Raw genomic sequence first — 21,154 nt, forward strand, 5'->3', positions numbered from 1 at the left:
TTCTACGGTCAACATTTACTTACGCAGTTTATATTCTTCTAATTCATCTGCTTTGGTGTACGGCCAATACTGTAATACTTAATGCCTTTTTGTTGCATGCGCTGCACATTAAATAAGTTTCGACCATCGACAATGACAGCTTCATTTAAAAGTGACTTCATGTTATCGAAATCGGGTGCTTTGAAGCTTTGCCACTCAGTGCATATCACCAATAAATCAGCGCCATTCAATGCAGCTTCTTTTGTCCCCATAAGGCCTAAATCGTTGCGATTACCATATATCCGCTGCGCTTCTTCCATTGATTCTGGGTCAAACGCTTGAACCTTAGCCCCCGCTTGCCATAAAGAATCCATAAGCACTCGGCTGGGAGCTTCACGCATATCATCAGTATTAGGCTTAAATGCTAAACCCCATACCGCCACAGTTTTACCTGTTAAGCTTTTATTTTCTATAACAGCTTGATGATTCAATTCAGGAAAATAATGCTGACAAATATATTCAAAAAGTTTATTTTTTTGCGAGTAATTGACTGCTTCAACAGCTTTAAGTATTTGAGATTCATACCCTATCGCATCTGAAGTTTTCACTAATGCTTGTACGTCTTTAGGAAAACATGAACCACCATAACCACAACCAGGATAAATAAATTGAAATCCAATTCTTGAGTCAGATCCAATACCTTGTCTTACTTGCTCGATATCAGCGCCAACTTTTTCAGCAATATTAGCCATCTCATTCATGAAACTAATTTTAGTCGCTAACATACAATTTGCGGCATATTTGGTTAATTCAGCGCTTTTGACATCCATCACAATTATTTTTTCGTGATTTCTATTAAAAGGCTCGTAAAGTTCACGCATTAAATCTTCGGCATATTCAGAATCGGTTCCGATGACAATGCGATCGGGACGTTTGCAATCTGATACAGCTGAGCCTTCTTTTAAAAACTCTGGATTAGATACTACTGAGAATTTAGGTTGAGATTCACGGCTTAAAAAACGTTCATTAAGGACATTTGTTATCATCGCTTGTACTTTATCAGCCGTCCCAACTGGAACCGTTGATTTATCAATCACAATTTTACTAGAACTCATATGGGTAGCGATTGTTTCTGCCACTTTCAAAACATACTTAAGGTCAGCAGATCCGTCTTCATCAGGAGGAGTACCAACCGCAATAAACTGCAACTCTCCAAAGTTAACACCAAACTCCGCGTCCGTTGAAAACGTTAAACGCCCTTCGGCATAGTTCTTTTCTACTATAGAGCTCAAGCCAGGTTCATAGATTGGGATAATGCCCTTTTGCAAGTTATCAATTTTATTCTGGTCAACATCAATACAGCATACGTCGTGACCCGCATCCGCTAAAATTGCACCCTGCACTAACCCAACATAACCAATACCAAAAACAGTGACTTTCATCTAAAACCTCTTACACATATTCCATTAATAGCAAGAAAAGACACGCTACCGCCCCTGAATTTCAGCTTCCAGATTGCTGCACATCTCTTCCATAAATCCTAATTTCTATATACTCAATAAACTTGAACTAAACTTAACGTAAGCCGCCCAATGCACCACAACAAAGCAATAAACACACAACATCTCTAAAACAAACACCAACTTTAGCTTGGTTTAGGTTAAAATTTAATGACAATGGCTATTTAACATTTCACTTTTACGCCACCATTCGATATTAAACCCATGTTTTAAATAACTAAAATTTATTATGAAAATTTATTACATGTTAAAAGCAAACGATAAAACACATCAATACAAGCAACAATCAAACCAAGTTGAAATTATCTTAAACCAAACGAGTGTCAATATTATGACACCCGAACGGCACACTTACAACCATTGATATAACAGGTTTTTTATTTTAAAATATGCAAAACGTCAATAAGTACGTCACATATTACCTATACCTCATACACTTACACGCTAAAGCGATAGATACTTGAAGGACGAGGTAAAAAAACAAAATTATTACGTTTTCATTACAAGGGGCAATTATTTTGAAATTAAATTACAGTTAGAGTAAAAATGACTTCCGATAAAGCGGCTGGTAAAGTAAACGAGATATCAACTCAAAGTCTACGCCCTAAGTTAGTTCGTTTTTTAATCATAATTGCGATCATTAATGATACCTAATCAATATCTAGCATTATTTATGAGTGTTTATATTGTTTCTAATAAGCGGAACATGATAAGCCGACTTCCAATAGCATTATTGCTGTTTAGCTTTTGCTGCTTTTCTTTTATTTCAGAAAAAACATTTAATATAGAATTTTATGAACAGCTCAAGAATCGTTACACCACTGAAAGATTGGATATTTTTTATAAATGGGAAGCGTTAATTAAGGCAGAACAACAATCCGAGATACTGTCAAAATTAAATCTTGTAAATCAGTTTTCTAATCGAAACATTAGTTTCAAATCAGATATCAAGCATTGGAAAAAACAAGATTATTGGGCAACGCCTATAGAGTCTTTAGGTACAGGAGCCGGTGATTGTGAAGATTTCGCGATTTTTAAGTACATGACTTTATTAGCACTGGGTATAGATGAATCAAAGTTAAGGTTAATGTATGTCCGTGCACTAACGATTAATGAACCTCACATGGTTCTTATTTATTCAGATACCCCCAGTTCAATGCCACTGGTATTAGACAACTTGAACACTAGAATTCTCCCAGCAAACAAACGTCGTGACTTGAAGCCAATTTATTCGTTTAACGGTCAAGGGTTATGGTTAGCGAAAGCTCAAGGGTTAGGCAATAAAGTAAAAAGCGGAGCAGGTTCCAAAGATTGGACTGCACTGATGGAAAGAATTGAGCAAGGCCAATAATAGGAGCAAAGTAGTGAGCATTAAGAAAGGGTTATCTTTAAAAACACAGCTTTATTTATTAATTGCTTGTTTAACTATTTTTACCTTTAGTGCATCTCTTTATAACAATATAACGAGTATGCAGACCTATCTCGAAGACCAACTTTCCTCACATGCACAAGACGCTGCACATAGTTTAGGCCTCTCTATTTCGCCTTATATGGATGAAGAGGAGTTAGTTATCGCAAAAACGATGACAAACGCACTATTTGATTCAGGTTATTATCAATCGATAGCATTTTATGATCTTAATGAAAAAATAATTTTTTCAAGAACTAACCCACACGGCACGCAACATATACCCAACTGGTTTATCAAGCTATTTTTATTATCACCACCAGTAATGACAAGCGAAGTCTCTAATGGCTGGGTTATAGCTGGAAAAATCAAGGTTCAATCTCACTCAGGTTCGGCCTACAACACCTTATGGAATCATAGTAAAAATATTTTATGGATAACCTGCATGCAATTATGTATCGCATTAATTGCAGGTTTCTTCATATTAAAAGCGGTTTTATATCCTTTAAAAGGAATTGAAAGACAAGCAAATGCTGTTGCAACAAAACAATTCGAAATTAATTCTGAAATTCCTTACACCACGGAATTAAGAGCTGTAGTCAATGCGCTTAATAAAATGGTCGAAAATATTCGCCAAACTTTTCAAGAACAAACACAATTGGCAGAATCGTTATCAAAACAAGTCTACTTAGATAGTCAGACTGATTTACCCAATCGCAGAGCATTGTTAAAAAGGTTTGACTCTTACATTGTCGAAGCGAATGAAACCGGTTCGGCTTTATACATGAACCTCATTTCAATGACATCATTGAAGCAAATCAATGATTCTGAAGGTTACAGCGCTGGAGACAATTATATTACAGAAGCGGCAAACCTATTTAAAAAACAAATAACGCCTTTCAATCAAATTACGATGTTCAGGGTGTCAGGCTCAGAATTTATTATTTTATCGCTAATGTCATCCAATGAAGCAGAACAACTAAACAGTTCATTAAATGAGTCAATCAGCCTTGCAAGTAATACACAATATCCTCAAGGGTTCGCTAAACATGTGTCTACGAAAGTAGACTTATCAGAGTCATTTACTTGTGCTGTTCAACGATGCGATACAGAGATTGCCACCCAGCAATATTATTTAAATACTCAAAACAATCAAATTACAGCATCTGATAGTCAAGGTCACTCAAGAATCAAATGGTTAGAAATTTTAAAGCAATTTATCGCTTATTCATCATCTAACAATACTCAACGAAATCTTGAGAATATGCACGAACTGGACAGTATTTTCGAACTAATGCTGCAACCGATTATTAATAACCAAAAAGATCTGATGTATGTTGAATCGTTTCTGCGATTTAAACTAGAAGATGAAGTTTTCTCCACTCCTGAAGTTTTCGCCATGGCAGAGCGATTACACTTATCTAGCGAGTTAGAGCAGGCTGTTGTGAGCTTTATTTTTCATAAATTATTAAAAGTTAAACAGGCTAAAATTGCCATTAACATTGGTAATAGCGCTATTCACGATGAATCATTCACCAATTGGTTATTTCAAATATACCAACAACATAAAGCACAGCTTCCTCAGTTAATTTTTGAAATTAATGAATCAGCAGCAATGGCATCTGTTGAGTCTACCAAGCAGTTTATCAGTCGAGCTAAACAAGTGGGCATTGAAATAACCCTTGAACGATTTGGTGCCAACTTAAGCTCTTTTTCTTATATCAAAAACATGGATATTGACTATATCAAACTGGATGGCGGTTATATTAGAGATCTGGAAGAAGCTGACTCTCGCTTTTTTGTCCAAACCGTAACACAAATATGTCACGGTATTGGAATAAAAATAATTGCTCCCCACGTTGAAAATATAACCATTTCAACTCACTGTTTACAAATGAATATTGATGGTTTGCAAGGGAATGGGCTGTACCCTGTGAGTCATTATAATACTATCGTCTCTTCCAAAGAGGGCGAAATAGAGACTATACTTTTACTTAATAGATTTAATACTTCGACACAAATTAAGGAATAATGATGCGTAACTTAAAGCTAAGTTTATTACTTTTATCAGCAATGGTTTCCAGTAATGGAATAGCTGCAGTAACCGAAACCGAATTCGTAGCCGGTGTCACTCAAGCAAATGAACAAGGAGTATCACTTGCGGAGTATGCATTAGCACAATTTAACGCAACCCCTGAAGATGCTGGTGAAATTCTTGCTTTAGCGATACAAGCAACCGATGGCAATGAAGAAATGATAATTCAGGTTCTTGCCTCTGCGGCGGCTTCAGGTATGGACCCAGATGAAATACTGGCTATTGCGCTTGCGAATGGTGTCGACCCTTCTATCGTTGCCAAAGCGGTAGAAGAAACATTAACTGCCGGTGGTGGTTCATTTGGTTCAGCTCCAGCACCTGGTGCCATTGGTTCTGGTGGTGGTTCTGGCGGTGGTGCAGAAACCGTTTCTACCAACTAATTAACCTGAGCCTTATTTAATATAAGCCGTGTTCAACCTAGGCCGCAGTTAACTTAAGCCAAATACATATAAGCCCGCTAATAGCGGGCTTATTTATTTCAATTACCTTTAATAAATGCTTGCTCGATATCAGCGATCAAATCTTCCACATTTTCTAGTCCCACAGAAATGCGTAATAAGTTATCAGTGATCCCAGCTTCTTCTTTGGCTTCAGGAGAGTATGCACTATGAGTCATTGATGCAGGGTGTTGCACTAATGATTCAGCATCCCCTAAGCTGACAGCTATTGTGAATAGAGATAAAGCGTTAACAAAATTAATCGCTGTCTTCATGTCACCGTTTAACTCGAATGCGATCACCCCGCCTGCACGTTTCATTTGTTTGCCAAGATACACATGTCCTTGATGAGATTTAAGCCCTGGATAAAATACTTGGCTAATTTGAGGATGATTCTCGAGAAAGTTAGCGATTATTTCAGCGCTATCACAATGTCGGGTCAATCTTACATCAAGGGTTTTTAAGCCCCTTAAAATGAGCCATGCATCGTGGGGAGACATAACACCACCAAAATCTTTCAAAATGTCGTGCTTTAGTCCATCAATATGTTCTTTACTACCACAAACAATGCCAGCAATAACATCCCCATGACCATTTAAATATTTGGTTGCGCTATGTACCACCATATCAATCCCCATGGATAATGGCTGCTGTAAAAGTGGTGTCATGAAAGTATTATCTACAATACTAACCAGTCCATTACGCTTAGCAATATCTGCGATAGCGCGTAAATCATAAACTTCTAAATGTGGGTTTACTGGTGTTTCACAAAACACCAGTTTTGTGTTTGGCTGCACTGCTGTTTCCACTGCCAATGTATCCGTAAAATCCACAAAGCTGACATCGATGCCAAATCGGGTTAATTGAGTGTTTAATAATGCAAAGGTGCAGCCATATACAACATTTGATGCAACAAGATGATCGCCAGCTTTAAGATGTGTCATTAATGCAGCAGAAACAGCTGCCATACCAGATGCGCATGCGGCCGCGCTTTCTGCGCCTTCAAGTAAAGCCATTTTGCGCTCTAACTCCTCGGTTGTCGGATTACCGAGTCGTGTATAAATATATCCAGGTTCTTCACCTGCAAAACGTGCTCCACCTTGCTGTGCATTGTCGAATACGAAAGTGGCGCTTTGATACAGTGGTGTCACTAACGCGCCAAACTGTTCTTTTTTATGCCCACCATGAATTGCTAACGTGGCTAAATCCCATTTTTTTTGCATCTTGCTCTCCCTGCCCGCTATTCATTAGAATATTATTTGTGTAAATTAGCGGTTAAGAATTTAAGATACATTGGTTGATAATTTAACCAATCCTTGGAGTTGTTTTTTCATTCAACAATATCGTAAATCATGTGTTACAGTCGCTCTCAAAGCCCATCAATCCAGCCTTTCCCAAACTTCAACCTCTGACAACACTCCAGCTTCAAAGCGCTCTGTATGCCACTCATTACCGACCAATTTATAAGAAAAGGTAAATGACTCCCCTTCTTTAACATTGAAAGAATTTAGCGACGGAAATTCGATATAATGCTGCTGAGTCAGTTGATACTTACCTGTACCTGCAGCCCAAAACGTTTTCACGCCCGAAGAGGTTTGCATTGTGGTAAAGCTAAAATAATTCTGCGAAATCACTTTTATCGCGCTGAGGTTTAAGTCCTGATAATTGATCCACTTTCCTTTATCGTTGAGATACTTTCCAGAGCTCAGGGTCCAACTTCCAACCAATTGATTTTGGTTATTTACGCTTTCACTTTTAATAGCATCATCTGAATGTTCTTCAGCACGAATGTGGGGACTGGCGACAATCATTGCCAAACTGAATATCAGTTTAACTATTGGTGTAAACCCGCGTTTAGCTGCCATTAATTTTTCCTTTATAACTAATTCAAAGGCATCATGTTAACGTTTCGCCCGCTTAGGTATAGCCGACTTAAGTCTACTGGCATTATCCTAATGCTATAGAACTGCTTAAGTGTATGGAATGACAGGCAGAAAGGTTCTAAAGTTGATATTCTGCAACAATAAAATATTCGCCCTGCAGCTATAGTCGATAAGTTCATAAGTCATCGCTAAGTTCTTAAATCATCACTAAGTTCATAAAACATCACTGAGTTCATAAAACATTGAGAATGGAGTTCACAATGACAGAAAAAGAAAAGATGCTTGCAGGTCAGTCCTATGATGCTTGGGAACCTGAGTTACTTGAATTAAGAGCCAATGCAAAAAAGCTATGCCATCAATTTAATCAACTATGTCCATCAGAAATAGAACAGCGCGCAAACGTATTAAAAGCATTAATATCACCTAAGGGAAAATGCCATATAGAAGCGAACTTCTTCTGTGATTACGGCATAAACATTGAAGTAGGCGATAATTTCTATGCAAACCACAACTTAGTCATCCTAGACGTGTGTCAGGTCAAAATAGGTAACAATGTGATGTTTGGCCCCAATGTAATGTTATCTACTGCAACTCATCCTCTGGATGCCATTGCAAGGCGCACGACTGAATATGGAAAGCCGATAACGATTGGAGATGATGTATGGTTAGGCGGCAATGTATCTATATTACCAGGAATAACCATTGGCGATAACGCCGTGATCGGCGCAGGAAGTGTCGTAACAAAAGATATTGCCGGCAATGGCGTTTATGCCGGCAACCCTTGTAAATTTATTAAAGCACTCACCTAAGCAAGTATTAAAATTTGAGGTCAATTCGTCATTAAATCATTCTGCTCATTTTGATTTATAATGATTTTTTAAGTCGTTTCATCCCTTCATCAATATTAATTAAGGCTTGATAACCAAAATCTTGTTTCGCTGCACTAATATCAAAATAATGGCTAGTTGACAGTTGCCTTGCCACAAAACGCGTCATAATCGGTTCTTGTTGTTTGTTGAGCAAACCATAAACGGTTTCTAACACCACGCCAGCAGTATAAGCAACGCCTGCTGGCACTCGTTTTGAAACGGGGCCGATATCGACACAAGCAAGAATTTTGTTGAGCATTGAAGCCATTGTAATTGGCTCATCATTACTTAAAAAATAGGCCTTACCTGCGGCATTTGAAGCAGCATTTAAATCATTCGCGGCCAAAATGTGGGCATAAGCGGCGTTATCAACGTAAATGGTATCAACCAATTTATCCTGTTTACCGACTAGTTTAAGCTTACCCATTTGAGCTCGCGCGATGACACGTGGCACAAGATGAGGATCTTCTGGGCCCCATATCAAATGAGGTCTTAATGCTGTGGTCTTAAACTCAGTATTATTAGCGTCTAACACCATTTTTTCAGCTATGGCTTTTGAGTGACCGTAATAATTCAAATAGGATTTGGCATAAGGGGCTGATTCATCAATACCTGACTCATCTTCACCTGCAAAGGTCACACTTGGGGTGCTGGTATAAACTAAGCGTTTAATATTTAATGCCTTACAAGCGCGAATAATATTGGCAGTACCATTTACGTTGGGCTCAAAATAGCTGTCTCTGCTGCCCCAAACCCCAGCTTTTGAAGCAACATGAAATACTAAGTCGCAATCTTGCATTGCAGACAATACACTTTCATAGTCAGCTATATCCCCCTGAAACATGGTTACGCCCATGTCAGTTAACGCGGGATAATCACCGCGGGCAAAACCCACAACTTCGATTTGTGCGGCACGTAATCTTTTACAAATGGTTTTACCTAAAAAACCACCAGCACCGGTCACAAAAACCCGTTTAGCTGATGCTTTAAGCGCTGTTAACGCTTGTTGTTCTTGTACTAATAAGTCATCAAACATTAATGGGCTCTTTTGATTTTTATCTGAAGATAAAGACGGTTGATTAACAGTCACAAGTTATTCCTTCCATTGCTTTTGTGCCCAGACACTGAGCTTTTCACGGAATATTTTTGCGTTATGACGCACATCAACCGGAAAGTCAGGATGAATAAGGAAGCGATGAATTCCTGTTGTATGAGGGTATTTTTCAGCGATATCAAGCAACTCTTGATAGAGTAGTTTACTGGTTGAGCAGACAATCCCTTTATCAAGTTCAACACATAATAACGGCACAGTGGCGCCATTAACTTCAATAGCAACCAGTGCAGAGCGTTTGACTTGTTGATGAGTGTTAAACACTCGCTCACAAGGAATCGAAAAATAACGTTTATTGCTATCTACCCGATGAGCTTTACGGCCACACATCCATAAATGACCTGCATCATCAAGATAACCCACGTCGCCCATTCGGTGACGAACAATATCGCCATCGGCAATTTTAGCCGAAGCTGTTGCTGCGTCTCGCTGGTAATAACTCCCGCTGACCATTGGGCCTTTTACGACTATCTCACCGATTTCACCACTGTTCAGGGGTAATGATTCATCCCACTGACTGATCACATCTTCGGTAATATCGATAATGGCAATATCAACACCATCTATTGGCTTGCCAACACAAATCCCTTTACCGTTATCAGTGGACTCAGTGGTATCAAATAACGCTGAGCTCGGCATCATACTGATAGGTAAAGACTCAGTCGCGCCATAAGAGTTTAACACTTCAACGCCTTCAGATAACATCTGACTGAATCGTTTAATGGATGAAATTGTCGCTGGCGCGCCGGCTGAAATAACTCGCTTAACACTCGGTAACTTATGCTCTTTTTGCTCCCCCGCTTGACCTAATCGTTCTAGTAAAGCTGGGTTAACAAACATATTTGAGCATTGATACTTTTCAATCGCAGCAAAAAGATAATCAGGGTTAGCCGTTATCGGTTTACTGGCGTCCATGGCAGGTACAATAGACGCCATACCAAGTGCTGGCCCAAATAACGAAAATAATGGGAAGGTCGCTAAATCTCGCTCGCCAGGTTTAATGCCATAATCATGCTTTAATGCCTGAATTTGCGCCTCAAACATTGCATGGCTGTACACCACACCTTTAGGCGTACCAGTGCTGCCACTGGTAAATAATATCGCCGCCATTTGGCTGTTATCAAGAAGCTGTATTGGATATGGCGTATTAAGCTCGGCTTTAGGCAAGCTATCAATATTTTTTGCCCCCGCCAACCAGCGCTCTAGTCCACTGCCACCAACATTCAAACAATGCTTTACAGAAGACTTACCCCAACCTAATACTCTACGGGCAATATTCGCTTTCGAAATACCAATAAAAACGTCGGGCTTGGCTTCTTCAAAGCATTGCTTTAAGTTCTTAACCCCCATTCCAGGGTCCACCAAAATCGGAATAATCCCTGCTTTAAATAGCGCAAAAGTAAGCACAAAAAAATCGATACTCGGCGTCACCATCAATACCGCTTTCATCCCCGTTTGAATCCCAGCAGCATTTAGCCGATAGGCCATATCGTCAGAGTCAGCATCTAAGGCTTTAAAGTCAATTTCTTGATATGAAAGTGAACCGGATTGAGCCGTTTGTACAGCAACAGCAAGTTCAGTGGGAATGTGTTTCGCAGCATGAGATAAATGCTGGCAGATATTGGCTGTATTTATAGTCATAAGCTCACTGTCATGAATACGATTTAAGGTTCACTTTTATAACATTATCATTGTTAACTGATTCATTGCTTAAGTATCACTGTATTAAGAGTAATGACGCGCGAAGTTCAGCTAACGCTATAAAGTAAAAAGGCATCATTACGATGCCCTTACTTTATTCACTCTGACAAGTTAAGCCTTTGGCTGCTCTGCCATAAAGTGCTGAATAAGCCCAATCACATCTTCAGTCGCATCTTCCAGAATATAATGACCACAATCATCAAACTCTCGCACCTGCGCATGAGGCATATGTTGACGCCACTTGTCTAAAAAGTGCTTATCAAAAACAAAATCCTGAAGTCCCCAACAAATTAAGGTCGGTACATCAGAAAACTTAGTTAAGCTGTCACTGATGTCAGACACTAACTGGTAATTACGGTCTTCAGGCTTTAATGGAATATCCTGTACAAAACGTAATGTTGAAATACGGTTTTTCCAGTTATTGAACGGCGCAACATAGGCTTCACGCACTTCTTTTGACATCGGTTTACGCTTAACACCCACATAAGAGGCAATGGATGAAAAAGCATTAAAGCCTCTTACCAAAAATGTACCTAATATCGTTTCACGGCAAACCCATAATGCCCAAGGGAAAGGCTTAGTTTCAGGTAAATGAAACGCTGCAGTATTTAAAAAGACTAAACGTTTAATTCTTTCAGGGTAGCGAGCTGCGTAACCCATACCGATCATGCCACCCCAATCGTGCACGACTAAGGTAATGTTTTCTTTCAAATCAAGACTATCAAGCAAGGCTTCTAGATCATCAATACGATTTTTTAAGGTGTAATCGTATTGTGGATCGTCAGGCTTATCTGATAAACCACAACCAATGTGATCAGGAACAATACACTGATGGGTTGGGCTTAATGCCGTTACTAAGTTACGGTAGTAATAACTCCAACTCGGATTACCATGAACCATAACAACTGGCTCACCTTGACCTTCGTTGACGTAATGTAATTTATTACCATTTCGGTCTAAATAATGGCTGTCAAAAGGCAACAGATTTTCTAACATGATGCTTCCTAATAATTCTTATAATACTGTTAAATAACCAGTTAGATGATTACCACTTGATGCCAAGCATCATACAGTTCAATCCACTGCCTATTCCTAGAAAGCTCACTTGATCGCCGAGTTTCAAGAACCCTTGATCATGGGCAATCGCTGCGGTCACAGGTAAAGACACTGTGCCCATATTGCCGAGCGTTTCATAGGTAGGAAATTCTTTTTCATGAGAAATGTTGAGTGCATTTAAAACTTGCTTGCGATTAGATGCGCCAACCTGGTGACAAATCACTTTATCAACTTGTTCTACAACCCAATCACGTTGAGTCAAGAAGTGCTCCCAAGTATGCTTAGCCAAATCAACACCCTCTTTGAGCAGTGTGACGGCATCAGTGCGCATAAACTCACGATACAGCTTCTGGCTCGTTTCCTGAAGGCCCCATTGACATAACTCATGGTGCTCAGGAGCAGATAAATGACTCGCACCTAACAGTTGATGCTGACGGGTATTTTTAAGCGGTAAGCTGCCATCGGTTAAAATAACCGCAACAGCACCAGAGCCACCAGTTAGCGTCGCCAATGATTGAGCAAAGTTTTGCATCGTCGGCTCATTCAACATATTGTCGATAGTGACTTCAACGATATCGCGGGCAGATTCACACGAAACCACCATGCCAGCTTTGATTTGTCCTAACTCAATGCGGTTAGCAATATCTAAAATGCCTGATAGCACGCCAAGACATGCGTTACTGATATCGTAAATCGCAGTATCTTTAGAAACACCTAGTTCAGCTGCAACACGACAAGCCGTAGCAGGTTCATGTTGGTCGCGACAGACACCGGTGTAAACCACAGCACCTAAATCACTCACACTGATACCTGTTTCATCTACAGCTTTACGCGCTGCACATAATGCGCCGTCAGATAATCGATAGCCTTTTGGCCACCAACGACGTTCTTTGATACCAGTTAATGCAGCTAATTGCCCCATTGGAATACGAAACTTTTGATAAAGCGGCGCAAGACGAGATTCTAGGTCTAGGCTAGACACCACTTGGGGTGCTAACTCATAAGCCATACTATTAATAAAAACGCGGGAATATTTCATGAAACCGTATCAATCGCTCACTTTAAGGTCGCTTACAGCAACCATATTTATTGGTATTTGTTATTAACCCGCCATTTGAGCAAGAAAAACCCAAATATTCAATATAAAACCACTTTTAGTCGTAGATAAATCTACCTACGCCACAGTTTATGGCAGTTAATTTTGTGATGGCATGAGTTTGTTTAAGTCTTAAGCTAGCAATTTAAAACTATATAACAGCAAGTTAGCTAACTATTAGAACAAACAAAAAATCAATTATCGTTTTTTAGCCTGAATAAGGCTATTTCTTGGGGTAATACTGTTCGAACAAAATTCAAGCACATCCACTTGGTAGTTATGTTGTTCTAAAAAACACATTCTATCTAAAATTAACCACTGTTCTAAAACGCGTCTAAACAGGTGTGCGACCAAATCAATTCTCTGTGTCAGTCTTTGTCTTTGCTTACCGATTTCTAAATAGTGTTCAATATCTGCAACCGCGGTTATATCGACCTGTTTTTGTACAGCTGCCCAATGACAGAAGTCCACAAAACGACCTGAAAGCTGACTACGTTTAATGCTTGGGATAGGTAAGTAGCATTTATTACCTGATGCGGCTCGTTGCAGGCTATCAAAGCCCAAACGCCAAGCAACTTCTTGATGCCTTAACGTTAACTGCCTTTCATTGGCGATAACGCTTTGCTGCAGAGGCAACTGCAAATCATGGCGAGAAAGCGTAAAACCCACTTGCTTAGCCACATCAGAAAGCGGCTGATATTGCTGCGCTTCAATTAAATGATAACAACAAGGTGAAAATGAAATGGCTTGTGTAGATGACTGAACGGCCAAATCAATTAACCTCACATGTAAATCACCGCATGCATGCAGTGCTATGGCATGTTGCTCAGCCTTTAAAGGATTCTCAGATAACTTAAATACATCGGTGCAACGAAACTGCTGTTGTAATTGCCAATGTTGAGCAAACTCATGACCTTGATCGCACAAGTTTTGTTGCCATTCTAAACTGGTCACCGGCAAGTTACGGGTTTTGGCGAGATAACGCCCTAAATGTCCTTTACCTGCACACCACTCTACAATCGGTAGGCGATCATTTGGAACATGTGCTGCAAACTGAGTGATCTGTTGCCATTTACGGCCTTTAATATGGGCACTAAAATGACTCAGCTCTGTTTCAGTAAGTTGTAAGTCAATCGGCTGATGGCTCGATGTCTCGCTTTGATTAGTATTATCGATACAACTAGCCGTAATGCCTTCAGTCAACAACGCGGCAAGCTCTTGTTCACTCCATTTTAAACAAGAGTTTGACGATAAATCTTCTATTAAACTCGGTAGTAAATAATTAACTAAGTTTTGTTGCTCAAGATCTAGTGTCTCAATATCAGCGTCATCTATTTGCCATACCGTTTTTGCTAACTTCGGAAACGCTTGTTGCCAAGGCAAAACCTCGCATTCAAACGCTTTTACTTGCCACAGAGCCTTGAGTGACGATAAACATTCACTGATCTGCGCAAGCTTAAGCGTGTTAGCTGAACAAATAGACAATACTGAACCCTTTTATGCTTGTTTTTTAACAGCCATTCGTTTGCCTAACCAGACACCGAATCCTAATGGCGCAAAAAATACCGCGATTAAGAACAAAATGAAATACAAAATCAAACTTTTAAGGGTTTCAGTGATTTGCTTAAACACTTGCTCAACTGTTTTCTGGGTCAAGTCATCAATATCTTGCACTGCAGCAATCCGTTCTCTGGTGACCATTTCGACTAAAGCTTCACGCTCATTAGTCAGTAGCAGAGTTAAGGTTTCACGCTCTTTACTGAGTTGCTGTATTTTATCATCGGTTAACTCACTTAACTCTGCCAGTAAAGGGCTAAGTTCAGTGCGCATATCCGTCGCCAACATGGTCATCATCTCAGGCGTTTGCTCCATTAACGCTTGAAATTTAACAGTAGTCTCACTGATGTTTTTAAGGGCTTGTTCTACATCTGCTGCATTTACATCAGCATGCAAAGCATACAGCTCCGCTTTCCAGCCTAGAATTTTAGGCATTTGCTGAGTCGTCATGGCCATTCTATCGGACATATCACTCATCACTTCAGGCATCGAACCAAAAGTGGTTATGGCTTCAAATTCAGAAATATTGCTATAAGTTAACCAATCTTGAAAAGCAGAAGAACGGCTAAAACTGATATCTTTAATTGGATTATCAGCAACATATTGTTTTACAAATGCTTGATGCTTTCTAAAGCTGCTTGGATCAACAAAGCCTTTTACGGTTTTAGCAAATTTAGTCGACAGCATCTGGCTAGCTTCAATGGCGATTGATTGTTGCAGTCCAAATACATCGCTACCTGCGCCGTCAGAAAAGTATTGATTCATCTGCTCGGTAAAAACCCATGTATCTACCATTGCGGCAACTGGAGATGCTTGAAAAATAGCACGCTGAAGATTTTGCTCAGAGTAAATTTTCCACATCAAAGTATTTGATTTTATAGCAACATCGTCAGTGCCATTAGCAATCAAATCGGCACTCGCCTCTACCTGAGTATAGAAACTATAACTAAACTCTCGGCTAAACATTCTCATGTTAATTTGCTCTTTAGGAAGCGGCTCTACGCCACTTTCAAGCTTAACTTCAAGTAATGAACAACCTGTCATTAACACTAAGCTTAAACTCATCAACAACATAAAAGAGCCACGTTTTACTGCTGAACATAGCGATGATTTCATGGTATTCTCCACACCAATTCTTAGCAATTTAGTTATTCCAAGCTAACAATAATTAGTCTAATGCGTTTACATCAAACACAATAATTAGACAAGCGAGCATTAAAAGTAACTAACTGATATATAATATATTTAATTTCACACGAGACTAATTTCTATGACGTTTAGTGTCTAGTGTTATTCATCAATATATCAGCGTAATTGCGCCTTTAACTGTTAATTATAGGATGTTTATATGCACTCACCATGTGTTGCCAAGTGCGGGCTGAACGATGATGATTTTTGTATGGGGTGTTTTAGACACATCAATGAAATTGTTGGCTGGGGACAAGCCAGTGAAGAGAAAAAACAAGCTGTATGGCAACAACTACCACAGCGAAAAGAGCAAATGAAAGGTGGTAATAATAGCCAGATCATTAGCCGTGATAAGTGGATAAAAGCCCAGACGGAAATTGAACAAGCTTGAAGATAGGATAACGAACAGATTTAAATAGTGAACGGTTAGATTAATAAAAAGTTTAGCTCATTATTGTCATGTTTACCTTTTACTCATAACTAAACGTTAGATATGTAAAAAAGAGCATGAATCAACATTAATTGCTCATGCTCTTTTAAATGACTATTTATTTTTTAACTGTTCTAAGTTATTAAATAACGTATAGAAAAAACCAATTGAGCGACCGTATTCTTTAACTAAAATACGCTCATTAACGCCATGAAAGCCTTTAAACTCTTCAGTATTTTCTAATTGAATCGCTGTCATAGTATATACATCAGGTGCAAAGCTTCTGGCTTGAAAATGTTTAGAATCAGATCCACCGACCACAAAAAATGGTGACACGATTAAGTCATTCCCCCAAGTTTGGCGAATGGTTTTTTCCAGCATTTTGTAACCAGGGCCACCTGCATTGGCAACATTGGTAGCAGGTGTTGACGCTGAAATATCTTTAATTTCAATGCGTTCGTCTGCTATTGCTTTTTTCACATGAGCAATAATAACTTCTGGAGTATCACCCGGCATTGGTCTGAAATTGACTATAGCTGCAGCTGTTGGTGGCAATACATTATCCTTAATCCCTGCATTAAACATAGTAACTGCAATGGTGGTGTGGATCATGGCTCGTGTCAGTTCATTCTTTGACATTAGGTCAATGAATTCTTGCTCCAACGGGGTAACTTCGCCATCTTTACCAAATGCTACAGCCGAGTATAAAGGCTGATTCGCTTTATCTAATTCAGGTCCCATGTAGCGATACTGAGCCCGCACAGCAGGGTGAATTCGGTAAGGGAATTGGGCTTTCTCTAATTTGGTTATCGCTTCAGCGACAATACCAATATTTGACTCCTCTGGTGGCATTGATGAATGTCCACCAATACCATTAATCGACAATTCTAGACTTATGAAGCCTTTCTGGGCAATTCCAATAAGTGCGGTATTTTCTTTAATCCCAGGGAAAATACCCGGTGTAATTGGTGCAGATTCATCCATTACGAATGCAAATCTTTCAATACCACGTTTTTCTAAAACATCGGCAATGTACCTAGCACCTTCAGGCCCGCCTACTTCTTCATCTTGTCCAAATACAAAATATAACGTGCGTGATGGCTGCCAACCTTCTGTTATCTTCATTTCAGCCGCTTCTAAAATGGCATGGATCTGGTTTTTATCATCTAATGATCCCCTTCCCCAAATGTAGCCATCTTTAATGGTGCCGGCAAAAGGATCCGCTTTCCATTGATCTCTTGAATCGGCAGGTACAGGTACTACATCTTGATGAGCATAAAAAAGTGCCGGTTGTAATGTTGGGTCTGTGCCTTCCCATGTATAGAGCAAACTGTAAGGTCGAGGATCTCCTAACACTTCCTTTTTCAATTTGGCATGTACCTTAGGATAACTTTTCTCGAGGTACGCGTGATAATCGGTAAAAGCTTTGGCATCAAAATCGTTTCGATCTTGATTAGAAATGGTTTTAAAGGTGACCGCCTTTGATAAACGTTTTGCAGCGCCATCGAGGTCGACTTTGACCTCAACTTTTTCAACATTTTTCATCTGCATTGATGAAAATTCTTGTTCGCTAGCTGCGCACACTGAAACTCCGGCGCTCAAGGCGATTGCTGAAATAAGCCCAGTAAAAATTTTAGTATAACTAAACATGCATATTCCCTTATAAGTTGAGTAGTAAGTCCATATTTATCTGATCAGTTTGCGATGTCCAAATATATTGCTTTCAACAATTATCGCGATATCCAGTGAAACCATAATGACGCACTAGACACTACAAATATAGTCAAATTTTAACCATAAGTCTGAGATTTACTTGCCAAGCGGGCTGTTGGCTAACTCCTTTTCAAATAATCACCATTAACATGGTTAAGCCAGGATTATGATGCAATAGCTGAGTTAATCCAATTCAACCATTTATTCGTTAATTCAATACCTTGGATGAATATGAACACAAATCAGGTTCGCAATAAAATGCAAAAAAAAAGCCCATATAAATATGAGCTTTTTGTTTAGATATGAGCAAACAATACTACTTTTTCATCATTGCTTTTAAATCAGCAAACGGATTATATGTCGCCGCTTCTTGCTTAACTTCGGTAGTGCTGCCGTAACGGATCAACTCTTCAAAACGAGAATGTTCATTATCGTGGCAATACAAACACAATAACTCCCAATTAGAACCATCTGATGGATTGTTATCATGGTTATGATCCACATGATGCACTGTCAGCTCTGATAAATTTTTATGGGTGAACTCACGGGTACAGCGGCCACACACCCAAGGATACAGTTTTAACGCTTGCTCGCGGTATCCCTTTTCACGGCTGGCTTTATACTCTCTTGCTTCCGCTAATACTTTATCTAATTTACTTTGTGTGCCCGACATCGACTTTCCAACTTTGGTTGATGAAACATTGATTGATGAAACATGGGTTGATGAAACATTGATTGATGAAACAACATTGATTAGTTCTAAAACATTACCCCAAGAATAATCTCAGTTAACACTCGGGGCAATGTTTTCTATCACAAACTGAATTTAATGATGACTGACAAACAAAATGGCCAACATTTTCTTTCAAGCTGAACGAGATTGAGTTAATGAAAATAAAATGACACTTATTAGTGCGGTTTATTTTTGAAACCGGTTATTGCATATTTGACGACATTTTCTTGTTCAAAAAACACAGCCACCCACACTGGATAAAAGCCTATAGAGGCGAATTAACATTAATGACAAAGGGTAATACTTTAATCATTAATGCTATAAATTATGAATATTGTCACAAGCTGATGATGACAAAAGATAAGTGGTTATTGCGGTTTATCTGCAGGGGCATCTTGTTCAGCGTTAGCCGTTTTAATGGCTTTTTTGTCATTCACAGCCGTTATCGATTTAGCGGAAATCCCTGCTGTTAAATTAAAACGCATCGCATCTTCAAAAGACCAATCCACTTCAATTAAATCTTCACGTTTTACTAAACTAGTGACACCGGCCATTTGGTAACTTAACTGGAATAAAACCGGCACCCATTCCCCTTCAGGTAGCGCATCAGTCAATGGTTTTGGCGCTGTTTGATTCATAATAAAGCCAACGACATAGCCACCATTTGCTTGTTTAATTAATACCGTCTTTTGGTTTTTCGGTTTTCCGTCGCGTTTCATCAAACCTGCAATATCTCGGATACTGCCATATACAGATTTAAACAAAGGAAACTTCATTAACTGCTGTTCAAGCCAGCCGTAAAGCCAAGCGAATGGGCTAAAAGAAAACAGCAGACCTGAAATAAACACTAACACCGCAACTAAGATAAACCCCGCACCGACAAAAGTGTTATCAAGCTCAACAATATCCAGTAGTAAATGGCCTAATCCATCTAACGAAATGAATAGCGACCAAAATAGCCAAAGGCTTAACACCATAGGAAGTAAATTGGTCAAGCCACGGGACAGGGTATTTTTCATTTAGCTCACGGAAAAGAAGAATCAAGACGAAAATGTTAACACAGTTTGCTCATTAGTCACTTCGCATATACCCCATGACTAATTAAGCAAACATGACATTGTGATCACTGTCACGCACAGAACCTACTAAGCGGCTGAACTGCTAAGCCAATAAGCAACGTCATTTTGTCTTTGGCGTGGATAGTGATTGCCATTGGTGACGTCCTAGCTCTAATACGACACCAACTGCTAAACCTGCTGCTGTATTAATCGCAAGGCAAGCTAACGCAGTGGTAAAAATTACGAATATACAAAATGGTTTGCCATCAATGAATCGTTTAGACCAGGCTAATTGGGTGCCAGCAATTGCAAGTAAGCTACCAAGCACAGCAAGTGGGATTAACGAAAGAACAGTGGCAATCCCCTGCCCCCAAAAAATAGCTATCAGCACACAAGTGGCGCCAAATATTGCTGGTGCTAACCAGGTACGCGCACCAAAATGATACTGCACAGCTAACCCGCCAGCGCCATGGCACATTGCTGCACCGCCAAATGGCGCCATTAATAAATTCGTCCAACCCGAGCTTTTTGCAAAAGCTTGTGGGGTAAACTTATCGCTATCTTCAGGAAATTTATCTTTTGCCATTGCAGAAATCGCAATCACCGCATTAGTTAAGGTGAGTGCTAATTGCGGCAAGACCAATAGTACAGCTGCCGAGCTCCATTCATAGCTCTCTGGCCAGCTAAAATGCCAAGGCGCTGCCTGTGCGAAATTAAAACTAGGGGCACTTTGACTCAGATACTGCCAAACTATGCCAAAAAAGATAACCAAGGGCATGACAATGTATTGCATTGGCATAAATCGACTTAAAAATAATGCCGCGAAAGCAAGTAAGCCTACGCCCCAAGTTTCACTCATCATAAAGCCACCCATCCACATTAACTGAATGCCAATAGCTAATTGGATGCCAATACTAATCGCGGGTGATAGTTGCTTTGCCATCCATTGAATGATGCCACTGTATGCCAATATCAGTAATATGACGCCCATTAACATTGCCGAAGCTTGTAACATCCCAGGCGTCAGGCCTTCAGCAATGACCAGCGCACTGATGACTTTCATCGGCTGAGTTGGAATGGGCCTTCGATAATAAAATGCGGTAAAAAGCGCAAAAAAGCCAAAGCCAAGAAATATGCCTTGGGGTGAGAATTGATTCAGCGCAATCAGGCCTAATACAAGTGGAAGGAAGGTACCTAAGTCAGCGAATGCACCGCTTAACTCTCCTGAAAGTTTGTTGACGTTATTTAAGCTATGGGTCTTACATCTCATATATCTTGCCGCAGGGATTGGATATATAAAGATAGCAATTTAAATGCCAA

At 39.6% G+C, this 21,154-nt stretch carries 18 protein-coding genes; 5 read left to right on the forward strand and 13 right to left on the reverse strand.

What is annotated here, in order from left to right; all coding sequences use genetic code 11:
* Window positions 1–38 precede the first annotated feature (38 nt).
* Complete coding sequence (locus Q4600_RS19210; RefSeq protein ID WP_303517818.1) at window positions 39–1,421, reverse strand: UDP-glucose/GDP-mannose dehydrogenase family protein; 1,383 nt, start codon at window positions 1,419–1,421, stop codon at window positions 39–41.
* A gap of 751 nt (window positions 1,422–2,172) precedes the next feature.
* Between Q4600_RS19210 and Q4600_RS19215 the strand changes: the two genes are divergently transcribed.
* The 3 genes from Q4600_RS19215 to Q4600_RS19225 are packed head-to-tail and all read left to right on the forward strand — an operon-like array spanning window position 2,173 to window position 5,382.
* Window positions 2,173–2,850 (forward strand): transglutaminase-like cysteine peptidase, encoded by a 678-nt coding sequence (locus tag Q4600_RS19215; RefSeq protein ID WP_241906362.1) that lies wholly within the window; start codon window positions 2,173–2,175, stop codon window positions 2,848–2,850.
* 13 nt (window positions 2,851–2,863) lie between these two features.
* Window positions 2,864–4,939 (forward strand): EAL domain-containing protein, encoded by a 2,076-nt coding sequence (locus Q4600_RS19220; protein ID WP_303517823.1) that lies wholly within the window; start codon window positions 2,864–2,866, stop codon window positions 4,937–4,939.
* 2 nt (window positions 4,940–4,941) lie between these two features.
* Entirely contained in the window at window positions 4,942–5,382 is a 441-nt protein-coding gene (locus Q4600_RS19225) for a hypothetical protein (RefSeq protein WP_102527069.1), read from the forward strand.
* Window positions 5,383–5,480: 98 nt separating this feature from the next.
* On the opposite strand, the gene megL is transcribed toward Q4600_RS19225, so the two are convergent.
* Together megL and Q4600_RS19235 are read right to left on the reverse strand one after the other, a co-directional pair.
* The gene (gene megL, locus Q4600_RS19230) at window positions 5,481–6,662 is read right to left on the reverse strand and encodes a methionine gamma-lyase (RefSeq protein ID WP_303517826.1); all 1,182 of its coding nucleotides are present in this window, start codon (window positions 6,660–6,662) and stop codon (window positions 5,481–5,483) included.
* 156 nt (window positions 6,663–6,818) lie between these two features.
* Complete coding sequence (locus tag Q4600_RS19235) at window positions 6,819–7,304, reverse strand: hypothetical protein (RefSeq protein WP_303517828.1); 486 nt, start codon at window positions 7,302–7,304, stop codon at window positions 6,819–6,821.
* A gap of 278 nt (window positions 7,305–7,582) precedes the next feature.
* On the opposite strand from Q4600_RS19235, the gene Q4600_RS19240 reads away from it, so the two are divergent.
* A complete protein-coding gene (locus Q4600_RS19240) occupies window positions 7,583–8,131 on the forward strand; it encodes a sugar O-acetyltransferase (RefSeq protein WP_303517830.1) in 549 nt (182 codons plus the stop codon).
* A gap of 55 nt (window positions 8,132–8,186) precedes the next feature.
* On the opposite strand, the gene oleD is transcribed toward Q4600_RS19240, so the two are convergent.
* The 6 genes from oleD to Q4600_RS19270 all read right to left on the reverse strand — a co-directional run bounded on the left by oleD (window position 8,187) and on the right by Q4600_RS19270 (window position 15,828).
* On the reverse strand, window positions 8,187–9,227 hold the full coding sequence (gene oleD, locus Q4600_RS19245) for a 2-alkyl-3-oxoalkanoate reductase (RefSeq protein WP_229369994.1): 1,041 nt from the start codon (window positions 9,225–9,227) through the stop codon (window positions 8,187–8,189).
* A 57-nt stretch (window positions 9,228–9,284) separates the two neighbouring features.
* A complete protein-coding gene (gene oleC, locus Q4600_RS19250; protein WP_303517833.1) occupies window positions 9,285–10,943 on the reverse strand; it encodes an olefin beta-lactone synthetase in 1,659 nt (552 codons plus the stop codon).
* Window positions 10,944–11,114: 171 nt separating this feature from the next.
* Window positions 11,115–11,999 carry an alpha/beta fold hydrolase gene (locus Q4600_RS19255; protein WP_303517836.1) on the reverse strand — a complete coding sequence of 295 codons (885 nt, stop codon included), beginning with the start codon at window positions 11,997–11,999 and terminating at the stop codon, window positions 11,115–11,117.
* 49 nt (window positions 12,000–12,048) lie between these two features.
* Window positions 12,049–13,098 carry a 3-oxoacyl-ACP synthase III gene (locus tag Q4600_RS19260; RefSeq protein ID WP_102527075.1) on the reverse strand — a complete coding sequence of 350 codons (1,050 nt, stop codon included), beginning with the start codon at window positions 13,096–13,098 and terminating at the stop codon, window positions 12,049–12,051.
* A 255-nt stretch (window positions 13,099–13,353) separates the two neighbouring features.
* Window positions 13,354–14,640, reverse strand: a complete 1,287-nt coding sequence (locus Q4600_RS19265) for a methyltransferase (protein ID WP_303517839.1) — start codon at window positions 14,638–14,640, stop codon at window positions 13,354–13,356.
* A 12-nt stretch (window positions 14,641–14,652) separates the two neighbouring features.
* Window positions 14,653–15,828 (reverse strand): chemotaxis protein, encoded by a 1,176-nt coding sequence (locus Q4600_RS19270; RefSeq protein WP_303517841.1) that lies wholly within the window; start codon window positions 15,826–15,828, stop codon window positions 14,653–14,655.
* Between the two features lie 232 nt (window positions 15,829–16,060).
* Here Q4600_RS19270 and Q4600_RS19275 point away from each other — a divergent pair, with 232 nt between their 5' ends.
* The gene (locus Q4600_RS19275) at window positions 16,061–16,291 is read left to right on the forward strand and encodes a DUF1289 domain-containing protein (protein ID WP_102527078.1); all 231 of its coding nucleotides are present in this window, start codon (window positions 16,061–16,063) and stop codon (window positions 16,289–16,291) included.
* Window positions 16,292–16,444: 153 nt separating this feature from the next.
* On the opposite strand, the gene Q4600_RS19280 is transcribed toward Q4600_RS19275, so the two are convergent.
* The 4 genes from Q4600_RS19280 to Q4600_RS19295 form a co-directional block, all read right to left on the reverse strand.
* The gene (locus Q4600_RS19280; protein WP_102527079.1) at window positions 16,445–17,980 is read right to left on the reverse strand and encodes a M20 family peptidase; all 1,536 of its coding nucleotides are present in this window, start codon (window positions 17,978–17,980) and stop codon (window positions 16,445–16,447) included.
* A 379-nt stretch (window positions 17,981–18,359) separates the two neighbouring features.
* Window positions 18,360–18,716 (reverse strand): YajD family HNH nuclease, encoded by a 357-nt coding sequence (locus tag Q4600_RS19285; protein ID WP_102527080.1) that lies wholly within the window; start codon window positions 18,714–18,716, stop codon window positions 18,360–18,362.
* 428 nt (window positions 18,717–19,144) lie between these two features.
* A complete protein-coding gene (locus Q4600_RS19290; RefSeq protein ID WP_102527081.1) occupies window positions 19,145–19,795 on the reverse strand; it encodes a DUF502 domain-containing protein in 651 nt (216 codons plus the stop codon).
* Window positions 19,796–19,955: 160 nt separating this feature from the next.
* A complete protein-coding gene (locus Q4600_RS19295; protein WP_102527082.1) occupies window positions 19,956–21,104 on the reverse strand; it encodes a putative sulfate/molybdate transporter in 1,149 nt (382 codons plus the stop codon).
* Window positions 21,105–21,154 lie beyond the last annotated feature (50 nt).

The sequence above is a fragment of the Shewanella sp. 2_MG-2023 genome (assembly GCF_030548905.1).
Lineage (GTDB): Bacteria > Pseudomonadota > Gammaproteobacteria > Enterobacterales > Shewanellaceae > Shewanella > Shewanella electrodiphila.

Excerpts from the sequence above, each read along its gene's own strand:
- Q4600_RS19210 (WP_303517818.1), bottom strand. The coding sequence starts at position 1,421 with ATGAAAGTCACTGTTTTTGGTATTGGTTATGTTGGGTTAGTGCAGGGT.
- Q4600_RS19215 (WP_241906362.1), top strand. The coding sequence starts at position 2,173 with ATGAGTGTTTATATTGTTTCTAATAAGCGGAACATGATAAGCCGACTT.
- Q4600_RS19225 (WP_102527069.1), top strand. The coding sequence starts at position 4,942 with ATGCGTAACTTAAAGCTAAGTTTATTACTTTTATCAGCAATGGTTTCC.
- megL (WP_303517826.1), bottom strand. The coding sequence starts at position 6,662 with ATGCAAAAAAAATGGGATTTAGCCACGTTAGCAATTCATGGTGGGCAT.
- Q4600_RS19235 (WP_303517828.1), bottom strand. The coding sequence starts at position 7,304 with ATGGCAGCTAAACGCGGGTTTACACCAATAGTTAAACTGATATTCAGT.
- Q4600_RS19240 (WP_303517830.1), top strand. The coding sequence starts at position 7,583 with ATGACAGAAAAAGAAAAGATGCTTGCAGGTCAGTCCTATGATGCTTGG.
- oleD (WP_229369994.1), bottom strand. The coding sequence starts at position 9,227 with ATGTTTGATGACTTATTAGTACAAGAACAACAAGCGTTAACAGCGCTT.
- oleC (WP_303517833.1), bottom strand. The coding sequence starts at position 10,943 with ATGACTATAAATACAGCCAATATCTGCCAGCATTTATCTCATGCTGCG.
- Q4600_RS19255 (WP_303517836.1), bottom strand. The coding sequence starts at position 11,999 with ATGTTAGAAAATCTGTTGCCTTTTGACAGCCATTATTTAGACCGAAAT.
- Q4600_RS19260 (WP_102527075.1), bottom strand. The coding sequence starts at position 13,098 with ATGAAATATTCCCGCGTTTTTATTAATAGTATGGCTTATGAGTTAGCA.
- Q4600_RS19270 (WP_303517841.1), bottom strand. The coding sequence starts at position 15,828 with ATGAAATCATCGCTATGTTCAGCAGTAAAACGTGGCTCTTTTATGTTG.
- Q4600_RS19275 (WP_102527078.1), top strand. The coding sequence starts at position 16,061 with ATGCACTCACCATGTGTTGCCAAGTGCGGGCTGAACGATGATGATTTT.
- Q4600_RS19280 (WP_102527079.1), bottom strand. The coding sequence starts at position 17,980 with ATGTTTAGTTATACTAAAATTTTTACTGGGCTTATTTCAGCAATCGCC.
- Q4600_RS19285 (WP_102527080.1), bottom strand. The coding sequence starts at position 18,716 with ATGTCGGGCACACAAAGTAAATTAGATAAAGTATTAGCGGAAGCAAGA.
- Q4600_RS19290 (WP_102527081.1), bottom strand. The coding sequence starts at position 19,795 with ATGAAAAATACCCTGTCCCGTGGCTTGACCAATTTACTTCCTATGGTG.
- Q4600_RS19295 (WP_102527082.1), bottom strand. The coding sequence starts at position 21,104 with ATGAGATGTAAGACCCATAGCTTAAATAACGTCAACAAACTTTCAGGA.